The sequence below is a fragment of the Helicobacter bilis genome (assembly GCF_001999985.1).
In the GTDB taxonomy this organism is placed as follows: domain Bacteria; phylum Campylobacterota; class Campylobacteria; order Campylobacterales; family Helicobacteraceae; genus Helicobacter_A; species Helicobacter_A rappini.
Map to the genome: position 1 here is coordinate 647,657 of NZ_CP019645.1, position 20,769 is coordinate 668,425.

At 30.5% G+C, this 20,769-nt stretch carries 14 protein-coding genes; 9 read left to right on the forward strand and 5 right to left on the reverse strand.

The genetic code is table 11. From position 1 onward, the window contains the following. Positions 1 to 41: 41 nt before the first annotated feature. The 3 genes from XJ32_RS03100 (at position 42) to XJ32_RS03110 (ending at position 5,363) form a co-directional block, all read left to right on the forward strand. A complete protein-coding gene (locus tag XJ32_RS03100) occupies positions 42 to 377 on the forward strand; it encodes a hypothetical protein (protein ID WP_155761446.1) in 336 nt (111 codons plus the stop codon). A gap of 303 nt (positions 378 to 680) precedes the next feature. Beyond that, positions 681 to 4,049, forward strand: coding sequence for a hypothetical protein (locus tag XJ32_RS03105; RefSeq protein ID WP_155761447.1), 3,369 nt, complete (start codon positions 681 to 683; stop codon positions 4,047 to 4,049). 42 nt (positions 4,050 to 4,091) lie between these two features. Beyond that, positions 4,092 to 5,363, forward strand: a complete 1,272-nt coding sequence (locus tag XJ32_RS03110) for a hypothetical protein (RefSeq protein ID WP_077388320.1) — start codon at positions 4,092 to 4,094, stop codon at positions 5,361 to 5,363. A 232-nt stretch (positions 5,364 to 5,595) separates the two neighbouring features. Here the strand turns inward: XJ32_RS03110 and XJ32_RS03115 are convergent, their stop codons facing one another. From XJ32_RS03115 to tssJ, 5 genes are read right to left on the reverse strand one after another with little or no spacing between them, the layout of a single operon-like run. Continuing rightward, the gene (locus tag XJ32_RS03115; RefSeq protein WP_077388321.1) at positions 5,596 to 6,603 is read right to left on the reverse strand and encodes an FHA domain-containing protein; all 1,008 of its coding nucleotides are present in this window, start codon (positions 6,601 to 6,603) and stop codon (positions 5,596 to 5,598) included. A gap of 9 nt (positions 6,604 to 6,612) precedes the next feature. Then, positions 6,613 to 10,173, reverse strand: coding sequence for a type VI secretion system membrane subunit TssM (tssM, locus tag XJ32_RS03120; RefSeq protein ID WP_077388322.1), 3,561 nt, complete (start codon positions 10,171 to 10,173; stop codon positions 6,613 to 6,615). Further along, positions 10,173 to 10,958, reverse strand: coding sequence for a type IVB secretion system protein IcmH/DotU (icmH, locus tag XJ32_RS03125; RefSeq protein WP_077388323.1), 786 nt, complete (start codon positions 10,956 to 10,958; stop codon positions 10,173 to 10,175). Before icmH ends, tssM begins: the two co-directional genes overlap by 1 nt. Before the next feature lie 8 nt (positions 10,959 to 10,966). Further along, the gene (gene tssK, locus XJ32_RS03130) at positions 10,967 to 12,343 is read right to left on the reverse strand and encodes a type VI secretion system baseplate subunit TssK (RefSeq protein ID WP_077388324.1); all 1,377 of its coding nucleotides are present in this window, start codon (positions 12,341 to 12,343) and stop codon (positions 10,967 to 10,969) included. Further along, on the reverse strand, positions 12,340 to 12,813 hold the full coding sequence (tssJ, locus tag XJ32_RS03135) for a type VI secretion system lipoprotein TssJ (protein ID WP_005219824.1): 474 nt from the start codon (positions 12,811 to 12,813) through the stop codon (positions 12,340 to 12,342). The genes tssK and tssJ overlap by 4 nt, the downstream gene beginning before the upstream one ends. Positions 12,814 to 12,957: 144 nt before the next feature. Here tssJ and tssB point away from each other — a divergent pair, with 144 nt between their 5' ends. The 6 genes from tssB to XJ32_RS03165 all read left to right on the forward strand — a co-directional run bounded on the left by tssB (position 12,958) and on the right by XJ32_RS03165 (position 20,769). Next, the gene (tssB, locus tag XJ32_RS03140) at positions 12,958 to 13,458 is read left to right on the forward strand and encodes a type VI secretion system contractile sheath small subunit (RefSeq protein ID WP_005219823.1); all 501 of its coding nucleotides are present in this window, start codon (positions 12,958 to 12,960) and stop codon (positions 13,456 to 13,458) included. Positions 13,459 to 13,467: 9 nt separating this feature from the next. Then, complete coding sequence (gene tssC / locus XJ32_RS03145) at positions 13,468 to 14,937, forward strand: type VI secretion system contractile sheath large subunit (protein WP_077388325.1); 1,470 nt, start codon at positions 13,468 to 13,470, stop codon at positions 14,935 to 14,937. A gap of 2 nt (positions 14,938 to 14,939) precedes the next feature. Beyond that, on the forward strand, positions 14,940 to 15,308 hold the full coding sequence (locus XJ32_RS03150; protein ID WP_077388326.1) for a hypothetical protein: 369 nt from the start codon (positions 14,940 to 14,942) through the stop codon (positions 15,306 to 15,308). A gap of 33 nt (positions 15,309 to 15,341) precedes the next feature. Next, complete coding sequence (gene tssF / locus XJ32_RS03155) at positions 15,342 to 17,060, forward strand: type VI secretion system baseplate subunit TssF (RefSeq protein ID WP_077388327.1); 1,719 nt, start codon at positions 15,342 to 15,344, stop codon at positions 17,058 to 17,060. Continuing rightward, complete coding sequence (locus tag XJ32_RS03160) at positions 17,057 to 18,025, forward strand: type VI secretion system baseplate subunit TssG (protein WP_005219820.1); 969 nt, start codon at positions 17,057 to 17,059, stop codon at positions 18,023 to 18,025. The genes tssF and XJ32_RS03160 overlap by 4 nt, the downstream gene beginning before the upstream one ends. A gap of 1,157 nt (positions 18,026 to 19,182) precedes the next feature. Next, entirely contained in the window at positions 19,183 to 20,769 is a 1,587-nt protein-coding gene (locus tag XJ32_RS03165) for a tyrosine-type recombinase/integrase (RefSeq protein WP_077388328.1), read from the forward strand.

The window sequence follows — 20,769 nt, forward strand, 5'->3', positions numbered from 1 at the left end:
TTCTTTTGATACACATTAGCCAAGCATCTGATGCATTAACTATGACAACAATATGGATAAAAAAACACTATACGCAAGAGGTTAAAGAGCGATATTATCAGCAAGATGCTAGGAAATATTACAAAGTTTGGGGATTTGACTATTGTTTAGGTTATACAAAAGGGTTGCCTAACAATCACGCCCATAGGTCTGATGCATACGCTAGGGATCTTGTGTTAGAAGTCGGTGGGAAGCAAGCATTGGCTGAACTTAAACAATTTGTTGAGCGCAGAAAAAAAGATTCTAGTCTAACTAACTGCCTTGAACTCTACGACTCCAAAGAATATCAAGCAGAAGTAGAACGCATAGTCAAAAAATACTGCAAGGAATGTAAGTGAGAAAGGCATACAATGGATAACATAGATATAAAATTTATACATACCCAAGAAGACTTATTAAAAATAATCCAAGAACATAGCAAGAACGCTAAAACAATAAAATTTTATTGTTCAAATTTTGAATCTTATCATAACAATAAGACAATTGACTTCGAGTTTCGATTTGTGAGACACCTCTTAGACCTAGCATCACAAAAAATTAATATAGAAGTATTTAGCTACAACAGTCTTGATATAAAAAACATTATTGCACAATCATCACAAAAAACATATTACCTTGAGCATAATCTAAAGATAAGCGATGTGCAAATAGATAATAGTATTTGTGTGCATAATATGCAAACAGCAGAATCAAGTATTTTATTTAACTTTGTGAAATCTTTATGCGACAAGCTATCAGGTAAAAATATAAAATCTCTCTCTAAAGCCATAGATGAGTTTGCAAACCAGAATAATAGCTGCAAAGATCTTATAGATTCTATAAATGACAACTTTAAAGAGCCATTTATAGAAAAGGTTAAGCAATTTAGTGAGCTTGAGCATCTCAATAACGCAACATATTTGGAAAATAGTTTAGATATCGCATTTGATGAACTCAATCAATCAATCCAAAAGATTTATGAAGGTGGTAACTCTCAAATGTATAAAGAAATAGTAAATTTTTTCTTTAGCATCGTTGATATTTTTAGCATTAAAAAAATATTTGCTAAAGGCAATTTGTTGTTTTTGGGTGCTGATACATTGTTTGAAGGTGGCAAGACACTAGATAATATTTTAGAATGGAGAGATTCTAAGTATAGTTATGCTATCTTAAGTCCCATCATTAAGCTATTGATTCAAGACATTGCACCAATTATCACGCTTTTTGAAAATCAAATTCTACATAATACACTCATAATAGATAATAAGATACTTATTGATTTTTCTGGATTGAACACACAAGCAGATGAGCTTCAAGCCACACTCAAGCAAGATTTAGGGGTTTGCTTACAGTTGAAAAATCAAACATTGCCAAGTTTTCGTGATAATGCAAAATTAGTATTTCATAGCAAAAAAGCAAATAATGCAATAGGCATTTGCGGTAAGGGAGAAATTCGTAAGTTTTTGCAGCATCAAATGTCAGTATCAAGTAATCGCTTTGCTTATATTGAAAGTCCTTTTTTTAACTCAACCGAGCTTGTAAGGCTTATTAAGGAAAAGGAAGAGCAAAGCAAAAAAGAAACCGATGCGTCCAAGCAAGGTTTTAATTATCTTATTATTAGTAATGCTCCATACAAGCATAATGCAGGATTAAACACAACACTGATCAATAAATTAAACAATAAAATCTCTTATGACAATCTAGCTCCAAAAAAAATCACAAATGATACGCTTCACCCAAAGCATAACAAAAATTATAACGAAGTAGTTGATTATAGTAAATATCAAATTACAATACAAGCGACTAAAGAAAAAGCCTATGTGCTAAATCTAAGTCCATTTGTCCACATAGATAAAGCACAATATAAAGGATATAAAGACTCATATGACGAGTATCTAAGGTTAAAACGGCAAGATTCTGCGCCTTCTTATTTAGAAATGGGAAGTCTTGCCTTTTTAAGATTTAGTGCTGATAATAATGCGATGCAAAAAGTAAAAAGTTATCAATACATACAATCTTTTTTCAAACAACCCAAGGATAAAAAAGAGATAGTAGAAAAAGAAGAGCAATATTTTCAAGAAAGCATAGCTTGTTTGCAAAAGTATATTAATAGCATAATTTTAACACAAGGAATAAGCTATGGAATGCAAACTGGCTTACCGTACGAAACCACAATAAAAAAACAATCTTATTCTGCCCTAGAAGTTCTTTTACTAGCTTTAAGCTATTATGTGATTAAAAATTTCTATGGTAAGATTAAGACAGATACTCAGGCATTATACAACCTTTCTACTTGGGGTTATGAATGCATAGAGATAGAGGGAGAAAGAATCAATATGCTTCCTACAAATTCCTATATTGAGACATTAGATAAGAATATTCCTCTGTGTTTTTCTGCCAAGCAAAAAGGAAATGATAAAGAAGTATTTTGTATAGAAGAGTTTGTTCTTGCTATGGAAAAAAGTGAGCAAAACAAAGCTTTGAGCAAAGAAGAGCAGCAAACACTTGATATACTATTTACATATACAGAATCTAATGATAATGCCAAAGAAGATGATGTTATGTTGCAACACATTGAAAATAATCTGCACGAAATAGATAATAAACTCTCACAAATCAAGCAAGACCAAAAACAAAAACCACAAATCAATAATCAAAAAATTTTAGAAGATATACTTGAAGATTTCGTCAAAGCCTATTTCCCATTCTCTGCTATATTATTCAATTTTTCAGGGATAAACATGGCATACAAACTGACAAAAACGCTTTTACATTCTCATTTTTCAAAAAACCTAAGTGCTTTACTTATCGAGGAATTTGGATTATTATACATCGCTACAATTTTGAATTCTAATGATAAAAAGTTCTATGTTTCACAGCAAAAAAGCAACAAACATAGAGCCAATGCAAGAATGAAGCAAATCAAGAAAAAAGCTTTTATCCAGCTCACTAGAATCCATAAAACACGAGCATTTGAAGTGATTACATTAGGGGATATTACGAATAATTCAGGAATGAAACGCCTTGAAGATGCTTTAAGAAAAAATCTTGAAAAAGAATATGCTAATATCAAAGACAGACAACAAAAAGAAGTAGCAATAAATAAGGCGATCAATAGAGAAATCTTTAAACAAAAAGGCTTATTTGCAAGAGACTTTATCGCCAATACATTTAAAGACTTTGCAAAAGGTTTGCCTCAAGCCATAGCGCTCAATATCTTCAATCAAACCTTTATCACAGAATATGAAAAAAGCAAAAAAGAATTTGAACGATTGCAATTCCTCAAACTCAGCTATAAATACAATTATCCCTATGCACTAGAAAGAGATGGTGGGGTGTATTATCCCATGATAGTTAATAATACTTTTCTATCATTTAATTTCTATGATATGATAATAGGTGGAAAGCTAAAAACAGGTGGATTAGGAGAGCTAGATGCCCTCTTTTATCATCTAAGCAATACTTCATCTAATCAAGTATCAAACTATCTCTTACAAAAGCTACTAGGCTATATCCTCTTAGATGAATTACGAGGAGTGAGTAAAGATAAAAACTACTACATCAGCGATATAGATTTCTTTGCAAATGGCACAAATAAAGCAAGTCTTGATATTTTAAAAAATAAAAAAGAGCTTTACAAACTAAGAGATGAAAAGAGATTGCAAGAATTTAGAAAATTAGATGAAAATCCAAAAGGAGAAAAAGCCATAGATTGCTATAATACTTGCATAGATATACTAAGCGATATAGCCAATGGCAATATAAACACAAATAGAAAAAATAATAAATATCATGCAAAGTATAGAGAGTTATTAGAAAAGCTCAATATCATAGGGCATAATAATGTTAAGGCTTTGTATGTGGGGGTGAATAAGAAAGGTTTAGATTCTGATAAGAAATATCCTTTACCTGCAAACAATAAGCAGCCAAGTATGCAAAACAACCAAACCATACAGCAATCTAACCGCCCCAAACTCATAGGACGGTTGGCTACCACAATAGTAATGGAGGATGGATTATGGATAGGATAACTCTTAAGGCTTCTATAAAGCTTTGTGCAATAAGGAGAATATATGTATTTTGAATATAAAGATATTCCACCAAATGAACTCCACACGCCCAATGGATTTATTATGTATATAGATGAGCAAACAAATCTTGTAAAACTTACAAAAAGAAGTGATAATGGAGGTGGTAAATACAATGAGCAACACTCCAAAGTCCTTATGGAAACTTGGCAGATAATGAAAAAAACCCATAAACCCTACAAACCCATATACTTTGACCCAAGCCTTAAGACAAACCCGAATCATTTTAAAGAATTTAAAGCTTGGAGAGATCTCTATCTTAAAGACCCTCCTAAAGCTAAAATAGCTCCTTGGACTAATAAAGAAAAAGCCTATTATGAATCTCTAAAGACTAAAAGAGAGCGATATAAATATCTAGTAATACGCAGTGGGATAAGAAGCTCTGTCATAGATATACCATTAGATGCCATAGCAAATGTAGATGAAAATGGCAAACTCATTAATGGAGAATATGAAGAACTCTATGCAATAGTAGAAGCAAATAGAGGAATGGCTCATCTAAGTGATGGATCTTTAACAATGGCAGAATGGGAAATAGCAGCAGGTATGCTAGGAGATATAAAAGGATTTAGTGCGCTAAGAGTAGAGGGTTTTACAGCAAGGACATATCAAAAAAGAGTTTTAGTTCATCAATTAGGCGTGATGTGGGAGGGAGGTTATTATGGGAAGTATGGCAGTCTTATAGATGATGGCACATATAATAATCCATTAAGAGTAGCACAAGCAATGAATATATCTAAAACAATAAAGCCCGATAGATTTGGTATGTATCCCTACATAGATGAGATAATGGGAGTGGATTGGATAATGGATTTTAATGTGGTAGATAGAGCTGCTACAGATGGAGATGGAAGAAATTTATGGCGTCTTGATGAGAAAATTGAAGAAGGCAAAATCCTAGACCCAAGAGACCCTAAAACCACAGAGCAAACAAGGAAAGAGTTTAGAGAAGAAAGCAAAAAGTTTTACTTAGAAAGATATGACCTAGAGATATCAAATGAATGGACACAAGAAGAGGTAGATTTGTATTTACACATTATGCTTTTAGAAGCTAAGATTGTGGCTACCATTCCCCCACAAGGCTATCCTAATGCCCCTACTTACTATATCCCAGAGTATTTAGATGAACTCTATGAAGCAGGTAAGCTTGATAAAAAACTAAACCCCACAATCCCAGCCATATATAGAGAATCTTTCCCACAAGAGTTGCGAGATAAGATAGAGTGGTATGCCAAAAAGCATAATATAAAAGAATAGAATATAAGATAAAAGAATGATTGTAGAGTTATATGTCAAAAACTTAGCATAAAGATTTTATTTAAGAAAGGTAAAATATAGCCTTAAGCCTTAATTGGATAAACCATATCACAGCAAAGAGATAATTTAAATAGTATTTAAGTAATTCAGAGTATTAGTTTTGTTTCTCTATACACATTTTTCTTATAGCTTTTCACATTATTAAAATCATGCCACAATAAATCATTCTCTATTAACTCTGTTTGTTTAAATAAGAATGCAGGGCTTGTATTAAAAGACATTGCAAAGTTTTTTCATCTCCTTGTCTTTGTTCCTGTATAGCATAGCTTAGTGTTACTTCCAATATATCATTATCTAAAACTTCAAATAATGGAGTATGCAATTCTTTAAAAATAATGCCTAACACAAGCGTATTAATGAGTAATGGGGAATCTATAAGTGGGGTATCTTGTAAAATATCTTGTATATCCTGCATAGTTAAATGTACATTTGTATGTAAGGGGATTTTTGCATCAATAAATAAATTTTTAAGAGCATTGTCTAAGAAAGTTAAAATAGTTTGTTTGTTAAGCGGCTGGTTATTTTCAATGATTGTCTCTTTGGTGATGGATTGATTATGTGTGGCTATATCATTATTTGCTATGTCTAATTTATTATTTTTTTGTTTAGCTTTTATGCTATCTTGCATAAAGGCTATTTCTTTGCTAGTATGCTGGTTTTCTTTCATATTACCAAAAGCATGAGTTGGAATATTTATAATATCATCTAGCATCTCATTTTCATGCAAGATATTTTCAATTGGTACTTCATGGATATTCATTCCATCTACTTGTCCCCTAGGTCTTATTTGCAATGTATCGAGTTTGTCATAGGCAGCAACTTCTTTGATAATGTTTTTTGTATTTAGAATCTCTTCGTTTAAATCTTTTGGATCTATAATGCTACATTGATAATTGCCGATCCTAAATGTATCACCAAATTCAATAGTTGTTTCATAACCCGCAAGAAGTTTGGAGAATGAATTGTTATAAAAAATATCTGAATCTGCAATACTTGTAATTGTAAAAAAACCCTCTTCATATTGAATATGAACATGTTGTGATTTTATTTGTTGGTCTTGCAAACAAAGATTATTGCCCGAATCACTCCCTATTGTGCCACCATTTTCATCAATAACACAATATAGTGGTGTTGTGGATAAATCATTTATATGTTGTGCAGTAATAGCAATCTTTTGCATACAATTTCCTTACATAATAGAGTCTGGCATATTAAAATGTGTCAAAGTATCAATAATTTTTAAAAGCTCTGTTTTATTTGTAATATTAAAATCAAAATATAGCTTCTTATTATTTTCAAAATAAATTGAATTACGCATATTTTGATTTGGGACCATATCCTTTATAAATGCAAACCATGCCCATTCTCCAATATACACTTTTTTATATTGTGGATATTGGTAATAATCATTTGCAGTAAGTCTCAACTCGGTATTTTTATTAAAGTGCTCAATAATAATGTGGAGTTTTGGATGCAGCGTATGATCATAGTGGATGCTTGTATCATTATATCCCATGTCAAGAGAACTAAAGTCTGATGATAAATCAAGACATTGTATAAAAAAATTGAGTGTCAAATTGTTGTTTGCATCAAACATTGCACTTAAACTAGAGGTTTTGTTAAAAAAAGTTAAAAATTGTTCTTTTAGCTTAATTTTTGACATATAGGTTGGATTAGGAATGTAAGCACCACCCTTTTTTTGTATAATCTTACTTAGATACTGTTTATAAAAGGTTTGTAATGTGCCAGCATTGCCAAAGAATCCTTTAAAAGTTTCTATCGACACAGATTCTCTAGAATATGTGTTAAAAGGATAAAGTGGAGATATATTATTCACAAAGTCTGTATAAACTTCATTTTTCCACACACTATTCAGAAGAACTCCAGCATTACTCTCTATGATTTTCCAAGACATTCGTGCCAAATGATTATAATATGCTTTTAGTTCTTGAGGTAAAACCTTACTATCTATATCAAGCTTTTTAAATGGGTCATTTTCATCATCGCTTCCATCAAGAATATAAACAATTTTTTCTTTAGCATCTTTTGTTATATCTTGCGTAAAATATTCAATTTTTGCGGAGACATTTTGCACATCTTGTGCAATAACTGCCAACATGTTATTTTCATCTTTTGTTGCATTCTGTGAATTTGCTAATTCCTTATTTTTTGATTGACTAAGAGAATTGGCTTTAGAATCTATTAATGATTCTTCATTGGTTAAATCATAGTATGCTTTGAAATGATTGCTAAGAGCTGTAAATTGTGTTTTTATTTCTTTGCTGGAGAATCCAAGCCCATAAACATAACCAAGCAATAATGTATCGTTCAAATGGGTATTATCGTTTATTACCCCAATCAAATTATTGATAGGATTGCTAGGTTGAGACAAGATTTGTAGTTCATTAAGCAAAGCATTTCTTTCATGGTGTCTCTTGGGTTTGATAGCTTGTAATATATCTTCCCATTTTTTTTTATAGTCAGCAAGATAAACTTCTATAATTTTTGTATCCAACATCTTTTCATCATTATCTTGTTCCACTCCTTCGAGATACCACAAGTCAATATCAAGAGCATTATGCATATTCTTTTCAAGATGGCTTAAAAACACCATTAAGCCTTCTTTGGTATATCTCTTGTCAATATGACTTAGTTTTTCTGGAGCTTCAAATACAGCATCAATAGATCTGCCAATTTTATTTTTTATATTATAAATTGCTTGTTTCTCAAGACTATTTTTAAAAGCTATAAGAATATATATTCTTTGTGCTTTAGCAATTTGCATAATTTCTTCTTGTGCTTTAGTAACACTACCAATATTCATTGGATGAGCATTAAGAATTCTATCTGAGGCTAAATCCTCAGTACTAGCTATAAAATCATCTTTTGGAATATTGTACTTTTTAAAATACTGCCAATTCTTACCAATCCAAACTGCAAGAAGCGACTTATCAAGATAATGTGTGTCAAATAAAGACATATACATATATAATGTTTCAACAAGTGTCTCTGGAGTTTTATTGTGTGCTAATATATACTCCATTTCATTAATAAGTGTTTTGCTCACAACATCTTCACTAATTGCATAATAGAGATCTTTGGCCGGTAAAAAAGCTTGATATGATGTATCAAGGAAAAAGTATTGGCTACCAACTGATGTATCAAACAATAATGGATATTCTTTTAAAATTGCTTTAAGATTTAACATGAGATTGACTTTTTCATAAAGGCTTAATGTGTTATAATTATTGGCATCTGCAAGGAGTGCATTAATGCTGTTTAAAGAAGTATTGCTTTGTTCAATTGCTTTATATGCCTTATTGATATAATAAGCACATACGCTATATGTCAGTATACACAGACAAACAGCCATAACACCTAATCTTAATGTCACCCATGAGTTTTTAAGAATCATACTATTAAGATGAGAATCTTTTAAAACAATTTGTTCTAACATTGAATGTACAAAATAGCTTCGCTTATGTTGCTTTGTAGCAGCCTTTGCTGCTGGCTTTTTAATAGCATATTTTTCACATACAGCATCAACTAAGTAATTTCTTGGAACATTTTCTTGATAAGCTGAAGTGAAATAAATTCCACGAACATAAGACTTATTTTTTAGCACATTTTTTTCATTCACCTGTATTACAAAATCTACTACCAAAGCAAAGAGTGTATCAAGTTGCTTTAAAAACAAAAATGCCCCATTTTTCTCATCAAGAGAATGCAGAGATTTGTTTTTGTGCATGAAAGAGTACAATAATGATTTGCTAATAGCTTGAAAATAAGACAGCAATGTTTGCTTATTTGCCTGTTGTTCTAAAGTGATACCCAATATTTTATTTGCGACATTTTCGTTAAAAACATTCCAATAGATATCCATACCTTCCATAAGATCAAGCTTACTAAAAACTACATAAATAGGTAATTTTAGATTCAAATTTTGTTCACATTCATGAACTCTTTTAACAAGAAAGTGTATTAAATTGTCACTATATTGTTTTGGGTTATTAAGAAAGGAATGAACATCAATGACAAGCACAATGCCATTGAGTTTGCTGTGAAAAATGCTGGAATTAAGGAAAGAAAGAAACTTATTCCATACCGCTTTTTTTATTAGAAAATCTTTGTTTTTTTCCAAATCATCTTCAGCAATTTCATCTGTTGTATCTGGATTAAAAAAATCTTCTTGCGTAAAATAATTACCTTCGGTATCGAGTAAAGCCCCTTTTTTAGAAACATAAAGATTAAAATTCTTGGTGCTTTTATGAATTTTTTTATATGATTCTAATTTATCGCTTAATGGATATTCAATGTTCGCATAATTGATTAAAGAGCTTTTTCCTGCTCCCTCATTACCAATAATAATTACTAAAGGAATATCTTTAAAACGAATTGTTCTTTTCCAAGTACTTTTGGCTTCATTTAAAGCAAGGGAATAATTGCGTTTTGCTTTGTGCAAAATTCTTGCAACCTCTTTTTTTAACTCCCTGCGTTGAACACCTTTTTCACTTTTTAATGTTTGTAAAAAATCCAGAAGAGGTCTAAACATAAAATAAAAAGCTACAATAAGCCATACAAGAACAAGAATACCCAGTCGAACAAAAGCATTGCTAAATATGTAAATATCATTGAAAGCCAGTAGGGGTGCATAAATAAAAAATATTATGCTGAAAAATATGAACAAGCATATAAGAAATATGTATAGAAATGGTTTTGATTTGCAAAAGCTTGTTATTTTTTTCAGCATTATTGATCCTCATTGTTCTCTTGTTTGAATTTTTTAATATTTTGCATAAGAGTGTTTTTTGTTATGGTGTTATTAGATTCTATCTTAAGCATAGAAAAGAAAAAAGAAACAACTACAGTGCACATAACAACAATAAGTAAAAATGGTTTTAGGTATCTTTTTTTAAACAATTCTAAAACATTGTTGCGGACAATATTTTTGTGAGCAACATTAAACGCTATATCTTCATTTGAATCTAATGCTGGTGTAATAGCCGCTGCAATATCATTGCAAAGATGGTTAATTTTTTCATCGCCCTGTTTATCAACAGTATATTTTCCCTTATAACCAAGAATAAGACAGGCGTAGATGAATTCTAACATGTCTTTATATTTGCTTGGATTTAGCAAATACTGCCCAGCTATACCATAAAATTTATCGCCACCTAACATTTCATTAAACAAACGATTAGTAAGCGTATGGTTTGTAAAATCACTATTCATAATGCTTTCATTACGTAACAACATCTCATCAATAAATACACATAAACAATAGCGAAACTTGATTAAGTCTTTTTCATCATGGCAATGCATGGCACTTAGGCTGCCACTGATGGCAAGCACCTGATTTGCAAAAGTGTCCCTTATTTCAACAATGAATTCATCATCTAGCGCATGTATTTTTGAAAGTCTTGTGGCAAAAAGAAGAAGAGGTAGACTTAAGTCAAGAATTTTATTATTCTGCATACCTGCAAAATTAGATTCAAGCAATAATGAACATTGTGTGTCATTTATTTGTGCGTTCATAAATACCCTTAGAATAATGCCCACAATTTAATATCAGGGCTAACTATATTATTTGTCATATAGATGCTTATTGTATTTTGATTGGCAAAATGTGAAAAAAGCGAATCTTTTTTATCAAGTTTAAAATATATATATCCACTTAAATGCGGTAATGCGGGTGGAATGCTTTGTATGGGTTCTAAATGCAATCCTTTCAGTTGGGATGCAACAATATTTTTTATTGCTGATTGTGTATGAATTTTTGTTTGTGTGGTAAATATTTCAAGCAATGTATTTGTTGGCAATGATGAACTGATTGCTAAAAATATCTCACCATTTTGAATAATTGATGCATTCTCAAAAATACAATCAAAAAATCCATTACCATTATCAACAACACTTGCTATAGCATATTTTGGTGAAGTAACATTTGCAAACAGCAAACGCAAATGATTGCTTAAGGGAATAAAAACTGATGAAAGATTATTGTGTTTATAAGCAATAAACTCAAATGATTCCTCGATTTCATGATGCAACACAAGTAAATCAGCTTGAAATTCTATCAATTTTTCATAGAGAAATTCAGGGTGCAATCTTTCTTTGTTAATAAGATATGAAAAAATGCAATCATACTTTTTTAAAAGATTAAGAGATAGGTAGGTGCTAAAATCAAGTGTATTTTTTGTTTGATTAATGCCTCTAAAAATTTTTGTAAAAGTCTCTTTGTGTTGTTGAATAGAAAAAAGCATCTCTTCTAGGAAGGTTTTGATAAAAAGATTGTTGCTGATATCCATAGAGGTTGGAATAAATTTGTCATCAAGCTCTATTCTTTTATTGTGGTGTATATTTTTGATTTTTGCAATAGGGATTTCTAATTCATTAGGAGACTTATCTCCAAGCAAACCAAGCTTTAAACGTAAACTTCCCAACACAAGAGATGATGTTTGGTGTGTGTAAGATATTTCCGAATCTGTTTGTTGTGTGTATGCATTTACATCGTCGTGGATTTTAGAGACCACTGGCACATTTGTTGCAACATATTTAGAGTTTGAAAAGGTGTTGTTCAGAGAAATATCAGCAATAGAATCTGAAGATACAGGAATTTTTAATGTAATAATTGGTGACCCAACATTAGAATTAATCTCTAAGGCTTGTGGCAATAAATCATCGCTTGGAGCATTAAATACACTGCCATCTTGTGCAATACCACTAATCCTAGAGAGAGCTATTTTACCTAGATTTAATAATTCATTTGAAAATTCTACTTCAAAAAGGCCATAGAAATTGCATAAGGACTTTGTTGTCTTGATATAAACAAGTTGCTCAAAATATCTTTCTTGCTGTTCAAAATGGATCTTATCTACATTCATCCCATTGTACCAAACAACTTTTAATCTGCTATTCACCGCTTCTCCTTATTGTTTGTTCCTCTGTTGTTTTTACTATTTGTAATGCCTTCTTGTGTAATATCAATTTTTATTGTATTTTTAAACACTTTATTCAATTTTTTGTAAAATTTTTGCTTCTTGCCCTGAGAATTTGCAAAAAGAGCCAGTATACCAATGTATTTACCTTCTTTTTTTGCAAATTCTGCCACAAGCATATCTTTTTCATTAGGTGGAACTTGGATTCTAATCGAGTCTACATTGTCTCGACCAAGAACTACGCTCTCACGCATTGTTAGATCTTGAATACTTGCATATTCGAACTTATTAACATCTTTGAGTTGATAAATAACAAGCGTGATGGGAACATTATCGTTACGATTGTTGAGATTAGAATTATCATGGTTAGATGCTTGTATCCGTATAGGTGTGTTACACCCAATAAGAATCAACATCATAGCAAAAATTAAAGCCGTGCAAATATTTTTCATTATCTCTACTTTTTAGTTATGCCTTAAGAAATTATGAGATGTATATTCTTGAGAATTTTATAATAATTTTTATGAAATTTGGTTATAAAATGGTAGAATCTCAAAGTAAAATGGTAGAATCTAAAGTAAAATAAGGATTTTGTTATGGCAGAAAAAAATTCAACTCCACCGAAAGAGCGCATCAATATCACTTACAAATCAAAAACTGGTGGACAAACTCCAGAGATTGAGCTCCCATTAAAACTAATGGTTATGGCTAATTTTACAGGTGGCAATAAAGTACCATTGGAAGAACGAGGGTTAACATCCATTAATAAACACAATTTCAATCAGGTTATGCAAAAGATGCAAATAGAGTCTCATTTTAGTGTCAAAAACACTCTGAGCCAAGATGCTGATGAATTGAATGTAAAGTTGAAGATTGAAAACATGAAAGATTTTACTCCAGATAGTATTGCAAACCAAGTTCCAGAGCTCAATAAACTTCTTAAATTGCGCGAAGCTCTTATTGCATTGAAAGGTCCAATGGGCAATATCCCAGATTTTAGAAAAGCTGTTTTGGAGGCTTTAAAGAATAAAGATATAAAAGAAAAGCTTTTATTGGAGATACAAGAAAGCCGAGAAAACAATGAACAATTAGACTGAAGGATAATTATGAGCGAAAAATTAGAACAAGAGGTAGAAACACAGAATGTCTCAATTATTGAGGGCATTATGCAAAAAAGTAAATATTCTAAAAATGATGAAAGTTATAGTATTGCTAAACTTGGTGTTGCAGAGTTTATTACAGAAATTGTAAAATCTGATAATGCAGAGAGCAAAATCAATCGATTCACACTTGATGAAATGATTGCGCATATAGATGATTTAATTTCGCAGCAAATGGATGAAATTTTACACAATGAGCAGTTTCAACAATTAGAATCTACATGGAGAGGTTTACATTTCTTAGTAGAACGCACGAATTTTCAAGAAAATATAAAAATTAACATTCTTGATGTTACAAAACAAGAGGCATTAGAGGATTTTGATTCAAATCCAGATATTACGACGAGTACGCTCTATAAATATATTTATTCTGCCGAATATGGACAATTTGGAGGAGAACCCATAGGAGCAATAATCGGTGATTATGCGCTAAATGCATCAAGTCCCGATATGAATTTTTTATCCAAAATGTCATCAATTGCTGCTATGAGTCATTCTCCATTTTTAACATCTGTAGATGCAAGCTTTTTTGGGCTTGATAATTATGCAGAACTTCCAACAATACAAGATCTAAAAAGTTTATTAGAGGGTCCACAATATACAAAGTGGCGCACTTTTAGAGAGAACGAGGATTCTAAATATGCTGGACTTATGGTGACAAGATTCTTAACTCGTTCTCCATATGACCCGCAAGAAAATCCCATAAAAAGTTTTAATTATAAAGAAAATGTGCATAATTCACACAATCATCTCTTATGGAGCAATACTGCTTATGCTTTTGCAACAAGATTGACTGATAGTTTTGCACAATATCGATGGTGTGGCAATATTATAGGTCCTAGAGCTGGTGGCACCGTCACAGATTTGCCGGTATATCTTTATGAAAACTTCGGTACATTAGAATCTAAGATACCAACTGAAGTGTTAATTACAGATAGACGTGAGTATGAACTTTCAGAATCTGGTTTTATAGCTTTTACATTGCGAAGGGATAGTAACAATGCAGTCTTTTTCTCAGCGAATGCAGTATTGAAACCAAAAATTTTTCCAAATACTCCTGAAGGCAAAGAAGCAGAAACAAATTATAGGCTTGGAACACAATTGCCATATATTTTTTTGGTTTCTCGTCTTGCGCACTATATCAAGGTTTTACAAAGAGAGGAAATTGGGAGCTGGAAAGAACGTAGCGATGTTGAAAATGGCTTGAATGAATGGATTAGACAATATGTTTCAGATCAAGAAAATCCTCCAGCAGAAGTGCGGAGCAGAAGACCTTTTAGAGGGGCTAGAATTACAGTAAGCGATATAGAAGGTGAAACTGGATGGTATAAAATAGATTTGAATGTGCGTCCGCACTTTAAGTTTATGGGGGCTAATTTTGAACTCTCGTTGGTAGGAAAGCTTGATAAAGAATAACTATGTCTTTTGTTGATAGGGTTATTCATGCGCTTGATGAATATGTAGATTCTGAGTATTTTGAGAATCCCATTCAAGCAATCAGAGAGCATATTGAAACCCTCATAAACACAAAAGAGGATACACAGGAATTATTATCTTATAATGATTTGGATTTAAACATCAAAAATCTAGCCATCGTAATGTCAGAAAGAATTTATGATATAGTTTCTACGTACGAATATAGAGCAAAGATTGTAAGCATTGAATATGATGAGACATTAGCGCCTTGTCAACTCAAATTTTTCTTAACATTACAATATAATAAAGATTTAACAAATTTTAATATACAAATTATTTTTAATAGTAACCGTTATTATGAAGTTTTATAATAAGCTAAATAAGATAGAAGGGTATAAGGTTAGATGAAAAATATCTTTTATTTTAGAAAGGAAATTGATTATCTGCAAAAAACAAGGGAATTGTTTATTAATAAATATCCTAAACTTGCCCCATTTTTAGCATGTAATAGCAATGATCCAGATGTTGAACGCATTATTGAATCATTAGCAATTTTGACCGCTAAGATTAATGAAGAGCTTGATGGCAATATTCCATCTCTTGCAGAATCTCTTATTAATATCCTTATGCCAAACTATACAAACTCTTTGCCTTCATTTTGTATACAAAATTTTAACTTAAAACCAGATTCTAAAGACAATAATGTGTTTATTCCTAGACATACAAGCGTAGTATCTTCTCCTGTTCAGTCGGTTAGATGTGAGTTTAGAACAATTTATGATGTTATGTTGTATCCCTTGAAGATTTATAATGTTGATGTGGGTAGTGAGGGAAAATACACTACATTTGTGATCGACATAGAAACCACGCAAGATCATCTAACTATTGCAGATATTAACATAAAATATCTGAATTTATATCTTGGCAATGAGGTTTATACGGCAAATACCCTGCTTTTATGGCTTTTACAATATGTAAAAGACATTATTATTCTCTCATACGATACACATACGAATTTTAAAATACCAACACATTGCTTACAGCCTATGGGATTTAACAGAAATGAAAGTGTATCAGATAATGATGATTTAGGCTTTAGTGCATTTATATTGTTGCAAGAATTATTTTTTATGTCAGAAAAATTTCATTTTATCCATCTTGAGGGTTTAGAAGCTTTAAAAGATGTAAAAAGTAAAAAAATGGGTATCAAATTTATTTTTAATAAGGAGCTTCCTAAAAATTGTCTACCAAGAGCAAATCAGTTTTCTCTCTTTGCAACACCAGCAATTAATTTGTTTTCTACACAGGCAGAACCAATACTTCTTGATCACTCAAGAAATACTCATCGAATATTTGTAGATAGAATGCACGAACAGGCTTATTGTGTTATACAGATTCTAAAAGTAAAAGCACATAGTAGCGATACTGGCAGACGAGTTTTTAAAAATTATTATAGTTTTGAGAGATTTGAGTTTTTAAATAAAAGCAATGATTTTTATGCATTAGCTAACAAAGTCGATGCTCATGGCCAACACTATAAAGAAATTTCTTTTTATACTAAGCATCACAGAAAAGAAACTATATCTATGGATGTATTGTGCAGCAATAATAATATACCAGCACAACTTAAACTTCATGACATTAACGAAATATTAGACTATAAGAGCGTTACAACAGAAAATATTACGCTACCCACACCAATTAAACACATAGACATGGATAGTGATATGATGTGGAATCTTGTTGTTATTTTGTCTTTTAATTATCAAAATATAACAAAAAAAGAAAGTTTATTGTCTCTTTTACATATTTTTGGGTTTACATTTGATTCTCAAGATAAACATTTTTTGACAAATCTAAGTGATGCGATTATTAATATACAATCACAACCGACCTATAAAGTTCATGGCTGTATCACAAGAAGAGGCATTCTTGTTACGATATCTATGGATGAGACTAAATTTTATTGTTTAGGAGAAGTATATAAAATAGGATTGATATTTTCGCACTTATTTGCTTCTTTTGCGGCTATTAATTCCTTTTGTGAATTAAATATTATATGTGTTTTAAGCAATACAACCTTTACATATCCTGTACAATTTGGAAATAAAGAGCCTTTATGAAAACATCTACATTCTATCATACTATAAAAACATTTTTACTGACACACAAGAAACATCAAATATTTTTACGAACTGGGAAAAGTTTGGGGCATGCTTATAAAGAAATAGAGGTTATTGCACAAAATGACAATGAGACACTTTTAAAGGCAACAGATTCTGCAGATAATACAACTTCTTTAAATGATCAACATGAAAATTGCGTTGAAATTAAAGCAAATTTTTTTGGTTTATTTGGAAGTTCTTCTCCTCTACCAAACTACATACTTGACAAATTTGCAAGAAATGAAGATTCTGGTAATGGTTTTAGCTTATTTTTTGATTTTCTAAACAATCATATTCTATGGCTTCTTCACGAAAGCATGTCACTTAGAAATTATCATAGATCTTTTAATGATAACTTGAATGATAGAATTTCGCATATTTTTTTAAAAATATTGGGTTTTAATAATGTAACAAATGCAAAAGAGTATTTACCATTTTCATCTCTTATATTAAGCCAAAGACGCCCAAAACCATATATTGAAAAGATTTTGCAATATAATTTTAATCTAAACAATAGGATTTCAATTATTGAAAATATTTCGCAACAAATTCCCATCAATATAACTCAACAAAATGTGCTAGGAATAAGAAATACAATTCTTGGTAAAAATTTTTTATTGGGAAAAACGATATGTTCTCACCAAAATAAAATATTGCTTGATATTAAAGATTTACAATATCATGAAGCGTTGGCTTACTTTCCTAATCAAATACAATTTAATCGATTAAAAGAAAGTATCGCTTTCCTTACAAACAATGAATTCGCAGTTGATTTGCGCTTAAATATACAATATAGCTCTCAAATGAATTTTATACTTGGTGATCTAGCGAATGCTAAATTGGGATTTGGTTTATTATTGGGAGGGGGTCAAAAAAACTTCAGCAATTCACAATATTGCAAATATATATCGCTGCATCAATAAAAACATTTTTTATATTCACTTAGCAACACACAATAAAACACTCTCTCTAACACTCAAAAACACACTAACACATAAAAGCCTTATATAAAGGGTTTTAAAACTTTGTTAATGTGTGTATGTTCTCATATTGCAAATAAAAAATAAACTTAAAAAATACTCACTCTTTTATAATTCCATCTCAACTTTTTGTTTTAAGCTAAAAAAGGTTATACAAATTTTTTTTTACATATTAAAGTATGTTTTATGTGCTAATAAAGCATATAAAACTACACAATAAAAGCTTATAAAATCCATTAAGTAAAGAATGCAAAAATTAAAGCATTATTTGCTTGTGTAATTTTAATTTGTATCAAAGTATTAATTAATTTGTAACGCTTTAAAAATTATTTTGTATCAAGTGTTTTATATACTTTGTAATTTGTAAAAGCTTTATTTGTATTTGTGAAAACACGCATAAGCATTAATGTTATTATGTGTGTAATGTATATGCTAGTATGCAATATTAATGCTTAACACATGCAAAGGCTTACATATACTTTTATGTGTGGCATACAATGCAAACTAAGCAAAACAATATAAAGCAATTAGTTACACATACTAAGCAAGGCATTAATATACATGCAAAGGCTTATAAAGTAATTGCAATGCAAAACAAAGCATAAGCATTAAGCAATACAAGATTATTAAATGTGTTATGTAATTTATATTTGATACTTTGTAAGATTTGAAATAAAAGGGATTTGTAAGCTTTAAAGGGGCATATAATGCGTAAATGCAAAAAGTTACATTATATGCTTAAGTGTAGTTTATATGCGTTAAGCATGTAAGGATTATAACATAATTTAAAACATATAAAGCATTTAAAGTATATATGTATGCAATACTTGCTTTATATGTTACTTTTTATGTTATGTGTTATGCTTTGCTAACCTCAACATTAAGCAAATATATTACATGATGAGGTTATAAAGCTTACATGCAACAAAGCAAGGCATTAATATACTTGCAAAGGCTTACATATACTTTTATGCTCGGCTCTTAGTATGCAATGCAAAAACATTAATACACTTGCAAAGCATAATACCCTTACATGCAAACACTACTAAACATACTTTATAAAGTAGATAACAAACACTATTTTATAAGGAATGATACACATGCAATATACAACACTACATGATATAAAAAGGGTTATAACAAGCTTTGAAAATAGTATTAATAAAGCAAGTAATGCAAAGGTTATAACCGCTATATTTGCAAATGATAGTTTATACAAGGGCTTATATTTACATATAAGGCTTAATAAGCAAGGGATTAACAAAGCTTTTATTTTTAGATACAAGGTAAATAATAAAGTTTTTACTATCACAATAGGACAATATCCACATATAAGCCTTGATAAAGCAAGGGATATAACAACAGAATATAATTCTATATTGCAAAGCTTAGAATTTAAAGAAAAAGGATTAAGCCTTAAAGACTACTTGCAATACATGCAAGATAAAGATAAAAATGCAAAGCTTACTTTTAAGCATGTATTTAATGAATGGATAGAAAAACAAAGCATAAGAGAAACTACAAAAAAGCAATATATACACCAATCAAAGCCGCTTTTAAAAGTGTTTGGTAATAAGCTAATACAAGATATTACTAAAAATGATATTTTAGAGTTTTTGCAAAGCTATCAAGTAAGAAAAAAATTAAATATATGTTACCAACTATACAGGGCGTTAAAGCGTGTATTTGATTATTGCATAGCTTATGATTACATAGAGTATAGTGTATGTGATAGGATTAAATATAAGATAATATTTAAATTACCTAAAGCAAAACACCATAAAGCAATACTTGAAAAAGATTTAAAAGACTTTGTTATATATAGCAATAAAGCCTTATTTAATGATTTAGATATACATACATATAAGGATAAATTTACAAAATATAAAACACTAGATTATAGACTATTTGCAATTATGTATAAATTTAATATGTATATACCCTTAAGAATACATAATATTTTAAACTTAGAATGGGGGGATATAGATTTTAAAAATAAAATGTTAGTGATACCTGCTTATAAAATGAAACTCAATAAAGAGTTTAAATTACCTTTAAGTAGTCAAGCACTTGAAATATTAGAATTTATGTATAAACAAAAGCTAGATAAATATGTTTTTTCATGTGCTTTAAGTGATAAGGTAAGAATGCAAAGGTCGTTTTATAATGCTTTGAATGAGTATTTGGAGTTACAAAAACAAGGCTTAATAGCTAGAGGTACACAAAGAAAACTAGCTAACAAGTATAAAATACCTTATGCAAGTATTAAGACTTTTATATGTTGTTATTTACAAGACAACACAATAAAAGATAAATATAAAAAGTCAGTAGATAACGCATATAACAAGCCGCTTTCATATTGGGGTTATAAAGAGTTTTTAACAACACATAAGCTAAACACACCACACAGAATCCGCTCCACATTTTCAACTATATTATATGATTTAACACCTAAGCATAAGCTAGATTTCACAATTATTGAAATGTGCTTGGCTCATAGTGTAGGAAATATGGTAATACAAAGCTATAACCATAGCGAGAGAATGCAAGAAAGGCGTGAGCTAATGCAATTTTGGGCTAATTATATAGACAAATTAGCACATGAAAACACATTGCAACAAGTAGTAAATAATAGTGATTTATATGTATTAAATCCTGCTAATGATGATGATACATTAAGGTTTTAA